10 protein-coding genes and 1 tRNA gene are annotated in these 10,117 nt (G+C 43.3%); 2 read left to right on the forward strand and 9 right to left on the reverse strand.

From position 1 onward, the window contains the following. Nucleotides 1-79 precede the first annotated feature (79 nt). From HFE64_07460 to HFE64_07470, 3 genes are all read right to left on the reverse strand, one after another. A complete protein-coding gene (locus HFE64_07460) occupies nucleotides 80-670 on the reverse strand; it encodes a bifunctional (p)ppGpp synthetase/guanosine-3',5'-bis(diphosphate) 3'-pyrophosphohydrolase (protein MCI8633298.1) in 591 nt (196 codons plus the stop codon). 39 nt (nucleotides 671-709) lie between these two features. Beyond that, nucleotides 710-1,354 carry a thioredoxin domain-containing protein gene (locus tag HFE64_07465; protein MCI8633299.1) on the reverse strand — a complete coding sequence of 215 codons (645 nt, stop codon included), beginning with the start codon at nucleotides 1,352-1,354 and terminating at the stop codon, nucleotides 710-712. A gap of 294 nt (nucleotides 1,355-1,648) precedes the next feature. After that, nucleotides 1,649-2,551 carry a carbon-nitrogen hydrolase family protein gene (locus HFE64_07470; protein MCI8633300.1) on the reverse strand — a complete coding sequence of 301 codons (903 nt, stop codon included), beginning with the start codon at nucleotides 2,549-2,551 and terminating at the stop codon, nucleotides 1,649-1,651. A 792-nt stretch (nucleotides 2,552-3,343) separates the two neighbouring features. Between HFE64_07470 and HFE64_07475 the strand changes: the two genes are divergently transcribed. Next, complete coding sequence (locus HFE64_07475; protein ID MCI8633301.1) at nucleotides 3,344-3,934, forward strand: hypothetical protein; 591 nt, start codon at nucleotides 3,344-3,346, stop codon at nucleotides 3,932-3,934. A gap of 107 nt (nucleotides 3,935-4,041) precedes the next feature. Continuing rightward, nucleotides 4,042-4,114, forward strand: a tRNA-Thr gene (locus HFE64_07480). 77 nt (nucleotides 4,115-4,191) lie between these two features. Here HFE64_07480 and HFE64_07485 read toward each other — a convergent pair. From HFE64_07485 to HFE64_07510, 6 genes are all read right to left on the reverse strand, one after another. Continuing rightward, nucleotides 4,192-4,956 carry an SDR family NAD(P)-dependent oxidoreductase gene (locus HFE64_07485; GenBank protein ID MCI8633302.1) on the reverse strand — a complete coding sequence of 255 codons (765 nt, stop codon included), beginning with the start codon at nucleotides 4,954-4,956 and terminating at the stop codon, nucleotides 4,192-4,194. Continuing rightward, nucleotides 4,953-6,344 carry a thioether cross-link-forming SCIFF peptide maturase gene (scfB, locus tag HFE64_07490; GenBank protein MCI8633303.1) on the reverse strand — a complete coding sequence of 464 codons (1,392 nt, stop codon included), beginning with the start codon at nucleotides 6,342-6,344 and terminating at the stop codon, nucleotides 4,953-4,955. The genes HFE64_07485 and scfB overlap by 4 nt, the downstream gene beginning before the upstream one ends. 103 nt (nucleotides 6,345-6,447) lie before the next feature. After that, nucleotides 6,448-6,594, reverse strand: a complete 147-nt coding sequence (scfA, locus tag HFE64_07495; protein MCI8633304.1) for a six-cysteine peptide SCIFF — start codon at nucleotides 6,592-6,594, stop codon at nucleotides 6,448-6,450. Between the two features lie 112 nt (nucleotides 6,595-6,706). Continuing rightward, entirely contained in the window at nucleotides 6,707-7,738 is a 1,032-nt protein-coding gene (locus tag HFE64_07500) for a winged helix-turn-helix transcriptional regulator (protein MCI8633305.1), read from the reverse strand. Nucleotides 7,739-7,752: 14 nt separating this feature from the next. Beyond that, entirely contained in the window at nucleotides 7,753-8,787 is a 1,035-nt protein-coding gene (locus tag HFE64_07505) for a winged helix-turn-helix transcriptional regulator (protein ID MCI8633306.1), read from the reverse strand. A gap of 91 nt (nucleotides 8,788-8,878) precedes the next feature. Next, nucleotides 8,879-10,048 (reverse strand): metallophosphoesterase, encoded by a 1,170-nt coding sequence (locus HFE64_07510; protein ID MCI8633307.1) that lies wholly within the window; start codon nucleotides 10,046-10,048, stop codon nucleotides 8,879-8,881. Nucleotides 10,049-10,117 lie beyond the last annotated feature (69 nt).

A 10,117-nucleotide genomic window follows, 5' to 3' on the forward strand; every position in this document is an offset into this window, starting at 1 on the left:
AATGGTATCTAAAAAGCGGCAGTGAGTGAATTCACTGCCGCTTTTTGATATCCAAAAGAGCTTTTCTTTTGTGTCATTTCTAGCCAAAGATCTCTTTCAGCAGCTTTTCATACTGCTGCCCTGCCTCTGTCTTTTTAAGACTGACGTATTGCTGTCCCATCGCGCGATAAAACCATGCCTGTTTTTCTTTATCAGACTGATGGAAACACATCCAAAACTCATCACCGCTCTCCTCAATTCCATTCTTAATTGAGCGTAAATTCGATAATTTATCGGACAAAGAAATCATCTTGGCTTCTTTCCCAGCCGCTCCAATTTTCATCACCATTTCCTGCTTGCGCATTTCCCATGTCTCCTCGGGCGGCTGCTGCTCTCGCTTGTCCTCCGTCTCCTCCTCAACCAGTCCCGCCACATGTGCGCCAAATGCCCGCACCAGATCCGGCATCGTAACCAGTGTATCCTCTACCACATCATGAAGCAGCGCAGCGGCAATCACATCCGGATCCTGTGTAAGCGTCGTTACAATCTCTGCTACCTCTACAGGATGCACAATATATGGAGTCTTTCCATCCTTTCTATACTGCCCCCTATGAGCTCTGACCGCATACCAAAATGCCTGATTAACTTCCGGATACTGCAGTCTGATTTCATCGAGTGCCTTTCCTGTCATTTCCGCTCCTCCCTTCTTCACTCTGCTGTCAAGAGATTTTCATTCACATTTCCCGTCTAAACCGCAGTGCATGCCGATTTGCTCTTCGCCAATCTCCGCCGCATTTTCAATGGCCTGTTTAAACTCCTCTACCGTGTGAATCCCTGTCAATCTTTGATTACCGATCACAAAGGTGGGAATGGATGATACCTCTTGTGATTTCGCATATTCCTTTGCCGCATCCAGCACCGGCATATACGTCTTTTCCTCTACCGCCCTTTCGAAGGCCGCCACATCGAGCCCCAGCTCCGTTAAAACGGCTTCGATCACTGACATTTCTCCAATATCCTTTTCATCCACATAAAAAGCATGAAAAATCCGATGATTATACTCTGTCTCTTTCCCTGCTTCCTTGGCAAAATAAAATCCTTGAAAGGTAAGTGTGGTATACGGATGAGGAGAAATCCAAGGCAGCTTCATTTCTACTCCAAGCTTTTTGGCAGCAGGAAGCAGTACTTCATCAAACCGCTTTAGCTTTGCCTCATCATGCATGGGATCGGTCTTAGGCACCGGCGGTCTGCGCAGCTCATAAGGACAAAGCTGCACCTCGACATCCATGCCTTTAATCGCCTCTTCAAAAGGAATTTCACCCAGATAGCAAAATGGACATACATAATCAAAAAACAATTGAATCTTTATACTCATAGCTAGTATCCTTTCCATCTCTTTTCAGGGACTTGAATAACCAAAAATTGCCTTGCCGCCTTTATCAAACCATGACGATACCGGAGTTTGCTGCTCTGCAGCAAACTCGCAAGGCGGCTCAGGGACTTGACTAACCCAAATTGCCTTGCCGCCTTTATCAAACCATGACGATATCGGAGTTTGCTGCTCTGTAGCAAACTCGCAAGGCGGCTCAGGGACTTGAATCGCCGAGATATATCTGGCCGCCTTTATTATATCATTCTTTTTCTTTAAATGATAGCCTCAAATTTTATCCTATTGCCGATAATTTTCTCTAATAAATGGCTCTTTGATCATCGTTTCTGTCAATAAGGTATATTTTCCCGGATGACGATAGGCATTGCCGTGTACCTCATTTTCCCGGTAGCGCCTAAGCATATCAAGATCCAGCTCTGCAAGATAAATTCCCTCATCCCCTCCTGCCTGCAGAACGCATGTATCTCTCGAACCTGACAGTTCCGGCAAATATGCGACTCCATCAAACATACTAGAGCCTCCGTTACAATCGGGGACACTATCCGGATAATTGCATGTGGCAATCGCAACCATGTTTTCATAGGCCCTCCCCCGAAGCTGACAGAGCCGGTTGATTTCCATCGGACAGGCATTGGGCACCAAAATCAGCTCTGCACCCTTTAGCATCAAAATCCGTGCGCTTTCCGGAAATTCACGGTCATAGCAAATCATAGCTCCCACCTTTACCGCGCCGCACTTTGTCTCCAGTTCTGTTACATAAAAATCCTCTCCCGGCGTTAAATTTCCTTCCACATCAAAATCACAGGTATGCACCTTCGCATAAACCAGTTTTCTTTCCCCTTTTTGATCAAAAAGAACCATCGTATTACGCGGACCGCCTTCATATTCCTCCAAAAGGGTAATGCCAATGGCCATTTTCAGCTCCTGTGCCAATCTTTTAAAAGCCGTAACAAACTCATCCTCTATTGAAATCGCTTCTTGTTTCCATTCTTCAATCGGACGATCATAGATCCGGTAACCATTGCTCCACATTTCAGGAAATAGCGCAATATCCGCTCCTTTATTCTTAGCCTCCCGGCAGAAAAAAACGCCTTTATCCAGATTCTCTTTTAACGTACTGCCCGGAGCAATCTGCAATAATGCTACTTTTAAAATATGCTTTTCTGTTTTCTGCATTTTCATTTCCTCCTATGGTTCATTATAAATCACATGTAATAAAAAGTCTATGAACTATTAACTGTCCTATCATATTTCCAATATCCTAAGTGTCGAATTGTGAATACTTTTTATAAACATCATTGATTACGCAATTTTTTAATGCTATACTACTTTCAGAAGGAGATATAGCCTGTGATCAAACAGACTGAAGGAAGTACGAAAAGATGCCCACTTTTCACACTACGATTACTTTAGGAGATGATTATGATGATTAAAAAGCTCTTTTATTTTATCCTTATTTTTACCATGCTCTTTTCCCTTACCGCATGCACCAAAAACAATGACGAGGTCAACAGCAGCAATATAGAATCTTCTACAACAGTAGATTCATCTGTTCCATTAGAGTCATCTGTAATTACGCCGCAAAAAGTTCAGGCAAATGAATTTTCTAGTGCCTCCTCTGTTCAGTGTGGTAATTTCAATATCATGATTCCTGATAGCTGGATAAAAAAATCCAATTCTACAGACACTACTTTTAACTATGATTCCTCCCTCGGAAATGCTAGCTTCTCCATATCGGCATCCGTTATCACCAATATGATAGACGATACATACCTCTCTGAATTTACCAAGGAACTGATTGATGCTTTCTCCTCTAATTCTTCCTACCAAGATTTCACAGTAACCACTGCTCCTTCTAAGGTGTCTATTTCTTCCCTTGACAGCGCCTATGTATTCCATTGTTCCTATTTTTATGAACAGCCATTTACTTCCGTTGTTTTTGTAGGAGGATCAGGCAATCATTTTATTTATCTCATGGCCGTTGTCGCATCTGAAGCATCTAATTATGTCTATGATGATGATATCAACGCCGTAATCGAATCCATTTCTTACACTCAGCCGGATACAACAGCTGTTCAGGAAAGTACTGTCACAAATGATCCTAGTGTCCCCCAGGAGTATAAATCTGCTCTTGCTAAGGCTAAAATTTATTGCGACAATATACACATGTCAAAAGCCGGTATCTATGATCAGCTGACCTCTGAATACGGAGAAAACTTTTCTGCTGAAGCAGCTCAATACGCTGTTGATCATATTCAAGCAGATTGGAAGCAAAACGCATTAAAACAAGCTAAAAATTACAGCGATAATCTTCATATGTCAAAAGCTGGTATATATGATCAATTAACCTCTGAATATGGAGAGCAATTCACTCCTGAAGAAGCTCAATATGCCATTGACAATCTGCAAGCAGACTGGAAAGCCAATGCATTAGAAAGGGCGAAATCATATCAGGAAAGCATGGATATGACTCCTGCCGCCATACGAGATCAGCTAGTTTCAGAATATGGAGAACAATTCACTCCTGAAGAAGCAGATTATGCAATAGAAAACCTCCCCCATTAAATGCTTATCCCCGCTGGCTAATGACTTAGATATTTATAAATTTAAGCATTGACATTTTATAGGGAGTATGATATTATAGTTTTCGCGATCGACAATGATTGCGATCAGCTGCTATGGCTCAGTCGGTAGAGCGTCGCCTTGGTAAGGCGGAGGTCACCAGTTCAAATCTGGTTAGCAGCTCTAAAATGAAGAACCGTGGAAATTCTTTTAAACAAAGAGATTCCACGGTTTTATTTTCATCTATATGAAGCAATAAATTATCGATTCCGCAGCCACATCCACACAGCATTTGTCAGCGGCTGAGGCGAAATCTTGGCTAAAAAGCGCTTTATATTTGTGTTCAGGCCATATACCGATATGTCCCGGCGCCGATAGCTATCAATCAACGCCCTGCGCACAACCTCCTGCGGGCGATATAACGGCCAATAATGCGTACATCCATCCGGTCTCTTTGTGCGGCGGGCTACTTGAATAAATTCCGTATCCACAAATCCCGGGCAAACCGCCGTAACAGAAATATTTCTTGGCTTCAGCTCCACATGCAGTGCCCGCGAATAGCTCAGCACAAATGCCTTTGTCGCTGCATAGAGACTAAAATACGGCAGCGGCTGAAATGCCGCCATAGACGCCATATTGATGATACGGCCGCCTCTTGGCATATATGGAAGCACGACCTTGGACAGACATACCACCGCCTCCATATTCAACGCCATCATATCCCTTAAATCCTGCTCCAAAAGCTGCTGACAGCTACCAAACTTGCCAAACCCAGCCGCATTGACCAAAAGCTTCACCTGTGGATGATAGGCCTCTAAAAGAGCCTTCACCGAAGCAACGCTTCCATCCTTAGTCAGATCATATGCCAAAATACGCAGTCTTGCAGGCACCTCTCTCTGCAGCGCTTCCAAACGCTCCGCACGGCGTGCAATCACCCAGATTTCATCCAGATTTTGCAGCGCCAGCTGCCGTACAAATTCCCGGCCTAAGCCGGAAGAGGCTCCCGTTACCAGTGCAATCTTCATTCTTCCTCCTCCGCAGCCTCCTCTGCAAGCGCCACCTGCAGCATGAGGGCGTTTTCTATGCGGCAGCGATGCAGCTTGCACCCCAGCTCATATACGCCATTCACGCTTCCTGTATAATGTGCCGCATTGGCTGCGCAGCCTCCGCTGCAATACATGCGTGCAAAACAGTCCTTGCATTCTTTATGCGCATATATATTGCAAAGCTTAAAATCATCGCGGGCCTGCTCATTGGTAATCCCATCAAACACATTGCCCAGCAGATATTTCTCTTCGCCTGCAAACTGGTGACAGGGATACAAATCGCCATTAGGCGTTACCGCCAAATACTCCGTCCCTACGCCGCAACCTGAAATTCGTTTTACTACGCACGGACCGCCTTCCAAGTCCAGCATATAATGGTAAAAAGTAAAATCCTTGCCTTCTTTGTGGCGCTTCAGCATTTCAACGGCCAGCTGATCATACTGCTCATATAAGACAGGCAGATCCTCTTCCGTAAGCGCATAGTCTGCTTCCGGCGGCGCTACAACCGGCTCAATAGAAAGCTCTTTAAAGCCCAAATCTGCCATATGCAGCAGATCCTTCACAAAGTCGGTATTATAATGCGTATAAGTGCCGCGCATATAATATTCCTGATCTCCTCTCTTTTCCACCATCTTCTGGAACTTAGGCACGATCAGATCATAGCTGCCCTTTCCATTCTGGCTACTTCTCATTCGGTCGTTGATTTCTTTGCGGCCATCCATGCTCAAGACGACATTGCCCATTTCCCGGTTACAAAAATCCATAACCTCCTCATCCAAAAGCACTCCATTTGTCGTGAGCGTAAAGCGGAATTTTTTGTCATGCAGCTTTTCCTGCTCTCTGCCATAGGCCACCAGCTGTTTTACCACTTCCCAGTTCATCAAAGGCTCGCCGCCAAAAAAGTCTACTTCCAGATTATGCCGCGTACCGGAATTCTGAATTAAAAAATCAAGCGCCTGTTTGCCGACCTCATAGCTCATAATTCCCCTGTCACCATGATATTCTCCTTCTCCTGCAAAACAATATTTGCAGGCCAGATTACAATCATGCGCAACATGCAGGCACAATGCTTTTACGACGGATTGCCTTTTTTTAAAATCCCATGCTACATCCTCATAGATATCTTTAGAAAACAATTTACCCTCTTGCTTCAAGCTTTCGATATCGTCTAAGGTTTCTCGAAGCTCCGCCTCTGTGATATCCTCTCTTCCTTGATAACGTGCTAACATCATGTCAATGATTTCTTCAGCCGTATGATCTTCATACAACTGAATCATTGCATAGGCTATCTCATCTACCTGATGCACAGAACCGCTATTTACATCCAGTACAATATAATATCCGTTTTTTTGAAAACAATGTACCATGAGTTCCTCCTATATTCGATATGATCTATTTCTTATGTAATCTGCAAGAAAAGACCGCTGTAAAGCAAAGCGCCTCACAGCGGTTTCACAGCAAGCATGTTGATTATTTCTTCAGCTGCTCGCACTTCTGGTTTGCCACGCTGCAAGAAGTTTTGCTAGCGGACTGGCATGAAGTCTGGCATTCGCCGCAGCCGCCTTTTTTAGCGGACTCGTTTAAATTTCTGGTATTCAGCGTTTTAATTCTTTTCATGAATTACACCTCTTTCTGTTTATACATCATGGACTAGTGTACCAGCTTTCTGGTTGACTGTCAAGCATGTCCATCACGAATCCCTTACTTTTTCATAAAATAGCGCTTCGCTTTATCTTCTGCGTTTTACCCTTCGAATCCACTCATTAAGAAATAAAATGGCCTTTTCACATGTGCGGATATTGAGCCAATAATAGGTTGCCTTGCCCAGATTGCGGCTGCACAGCATGTGAGCATCCTGCATGATATCCAGGTGGTAGCTTGCGGTGTTGAGCGCAATACCAAGCCGTTTGGCCAAATCGCCTCCCGAAAGCTCACCTTCCTTCAATAAATACTCAATGATTCGGATCCTGTTCTGATCTCCCATTGCATTTCCGAATTTTTCAATATCAATTTTGGTATCCAGCTCATTTCTCAGCGTAATCTGATGATCATACCCCAAAATAAACCAATTCGTCTCGGCAGCCTTAAAAACAATATTTTTACTGACGGCAAGGATAGAAATCTTAAGCGCTTCACCGTCTTCCTTAACAGCCGACCGACCTGTCATGCTTTTAAAGCCTTCCATGAGCGTCGTCATTTGAAATGCCTGTTCACTTTTTTTCAGATCATCCTCTTTTTTACTATATATAGCTTCTAGCTTTTCTATATAGGCAGAAAGACACTCCTTCAGCATTTCCGTGAAAAAGGTAGGATCTGCAAAAAAATGCAGCAATTGAAATTTCATCGCTTCTTTGATTGTCTCACTTTGATAAATTGTCTGTGAAACCTCTAAAATATTCTGATAGTCTACTGTTTTTCCTAAATAAAAAGCGCAGACCTCTCTTCGGATTCGCTCGGTATCATCCAAATAAGAGGTAAAATCCGCCAGCTTCATATCTTCCTGCTGCTCTGCCAAAACCTCTCTATAGATATCCAAAAAATAACAATCCGTTCTCCGATTCTTAATAAAAAAGAAAATAGCCAGCTCCGGATTCGGCTCCGCAAACTCTTTTAAACAAGCGTCAATATACTCTGTATCCTTTTGCTCATATCCGGCATTGGCGACTCTCTCCAGCCATTTAGCTCGCCGATTCAATTTCATCATCAAAATATGATATAGATCATAAAACAGACCGGGATTACGATAAAATTTAACTTCCACTGCTTATTCCTCCTTTATAATTCTTCCCCAAGGATCCATTCCTGCAGCTTCCATGTGGCCATTCGGCAGACCTTGGTGTTGATCCGGTAATAGGCGGTCTTTCTCTGATTATGGTACGAAAGCAGCTTCGCTTTCTTCATAATATCAACATGATATCCCACTGTATTGACGGCAATATTTAATCTGCCGGCAAGTTCTGCACTCGATTTTTCTCCTTCATTTAAAAGGATTTTAATAATATTGATTCTGTGCTGATCTGCCAGCGCATTTCCAAATTTCTCCATATTAACCTGAAGCTTTTCTTCTTCCTCCTCAGGCTCTATATACTGATCTCCGATAATAAACCATACCTCTTCTTCCGTTTTATTCAAATACCAGAAGACATTTTCATAAAAAAGCACAAAAGAGACTATGCATTTTTGAATTTCTTTTTTCCGCCCTCTTTTACGAATCGTGGGCTCTTGTCTTGCGCAGGCCTGCTCCGGACTGAAGCTCTCCTGCTTTAATATCAGCTCATTGGCTCTCGCCTCGTAAATTTTGAGAATTTCATTATAATATGATTGAAAAATTCTTCTTAGATTTTCCAAATAAGACACATCATGAATATAAAATGAAAGCAAAAGAAACTTAATAGATTCTTCGATATCCTTGCTTGCATCGATCGCCTGCGCCAGCGCACGAATATCATGATAATCCACTGAATCTCCCAAATAATACTGGCAGAGTTTCTCCTTCATCTGTTCTCTGTACAGCAAATATTCCATGACGGCATCCTTTGTCATGTTTTCATCCGAACGATTCATAACCTCAGCAATCACTTCATGAAAAAAATTTGTCGCGCCTGCTTCTTTTTGATAAAAAAATACCGCGAGCTCTGGGCTGGGATCCTCCAGCTGGCTCAGCTTGTATTCCATCTCAATCATTGATTTTTGTTTATTTTCATCCTCTGCTAACCTGCTGATCCATTTACTCCGATCATTCAGTTTCATGGTAAGAGCCTGATACACATCATAGATCAGACCTGGCGTTCTTTTAAAAACAATCTGCATGGTTACCTCCTGTACAATTCAGCTCCAATTATGCTATATGCCTATTATTTTATCATATTCATCGGATGCTTTCAAGAATTATCAAATTTTTTTAGTGCATTCCTGATGCACTTTTGGTAGTCTTTACTTCAATAAAAACAATCTCCGATTTTGTTCCCATCCGGGCAGTAGGCCCCCATGTGCCAATTCCTGATGTGACAATAGCCTGCAGATGGCTTCCTTTCCAATATCCGTATGAGCATGTGCTGATCATCTCAAGCAGGATATTTCCCGGAAAAATCTGTCCATTATGCGTATGACCAGAGAGAATCAAGTCTGCCCCTGCCTCCTCTGCCTCCTGCCACCACGACTTCCAGCGTGTTGGCGGCTGATGATCCAGCATAATGACCGGCCTATCAGCATATCCCTGCAAAAGCTGCTCCGGTGTTTTTCGCTCCGCCTCCATTGTCGGATCGATCCGGCCTGCCAAAAACACTCCGTTATCTAAAAGGATGCCCTCATCCAGTAGGATTTTTATCCCGCAGCGCTCTAAAAAAGCAACTGTCTGCTGCGGTTTGGCATGCACGCCAAATCCGCTGTCATGATTGCCTAAACAGGCATATACGCCGTAACGTGCTTCTAGCTTTTGAAATGCTTCTACAATTTGCTCCTTTTCTGATACGGCATCGATTCCAGCATCCAGCAAGTCCCCGGAAATCAAAACTAAATCCGGCTTAAGCGCATTGATATTGCTTACGATTTTTTCAACTCGTTCGGCACCCCAAATCGTCCCTAAGTGAATGTCGCTGATTAATGCAATGTGAAATTCGTCATTTTGCGCCTGCGGCGCTTCTAGCTGAATTTGATATGGCGTAACGTGAATTTGATTTGCCTGAAATACGGCAAGGATTACTACTATCAATACGAGACCTAGCATGCCGCCGTAAATGCGCTGGCAGCTCTTTTCACTCCATGGCTTTTTTCTTCGCCTGCACAGCCATAGGATATCGAGAAACAAAATGAAAAGCATTAAATACAAATCAGCACACATCCAGCAGCCGCCAATCCAATATAATGCCTGTTCAAGCGCGTGTGGCAAAAGGCCTTCTGCAAACCGCGGAATCCAAAAAATGAGGGTGAGTATCTGCAGCACTATCATTTCTACCGCCAATACCCACCTTTTACGAAATCGTATCTGAAAAAACCGACGCCATAGGCGAAAGCCAATATAGGCGTTGATCATAATCATACTGATCATAATCGGAATTGCTAAATAACGCACAGATCTTCTCCTGTCTTTTTATTTTATCATAAAATGAGGGTCTGTCTATGTCAATTAAGCTTCCCTTAA

It is taken from the genome of Lachnospiraceae bacterium, assembly GCA_022794035.1.
GTDB lineage: Bacteria > Bacillota > Clostridia > Lachnospirales > Bianqueaceae > CALWPV01.

Bases quoted from the DNA above. Each gene is read 5' to 3' on its own strand.
- HFE64_07460 (MCI8633298.1), bottom strand. From the start codon at position 670: ATGACAGGAAAGGCACTCGATGAAATCAGACTGCAGTATCCGGAAGTT.
- HFE64_07465 (MCI8633299.1), bottom strand. From the start codon at position 1,354: ATGAGTATAAAGATTCAATTGTTTTTTGATTATGTATGTCCATTTTGC.
- HFE64_07475 (MCI8633301.1), top strand. From the start codon at position 3,344: ATGGCCGTTGTCGCATCTGAAGCATCTAATTATGTCTATGATGATGAT.
- scfA (MCI8633304.1), bottom strand. From the start codon at position 6,594: ATGAAAAGAATTAAAACGCTGAATACCAGAAATTTAAACGAGTCCGCT.
- HFE64_07485 (MCI8633302.1), bottom strand. From the start codon at position 4,956: ATGAAGATTGCACTGGTAACGGGAGCCTCTTCCGGCTTAGGCCGGGAA.
- HFE64_07505 (MCI8633306.1), bottom strand. From the start codon at position 8,787: ATGCAGATTGTTTTTAAAAGAACGCCAGGTCTGATCTATGATGTGTAT.
- HFE64_07470 (MCI8633300.1), bottom strand. From the start codon at position 2,551: ATGAAAATGCAGAAAACAGAAAAGCATATTTTAAAAGTAGCATTATTG.
- scfB (MCI8633303.1), bottom strand. From the start codon at position 6,344: ATGGTACATTGTTTTCAAAAAAACGGATATTATATTGTACTGGATGTA.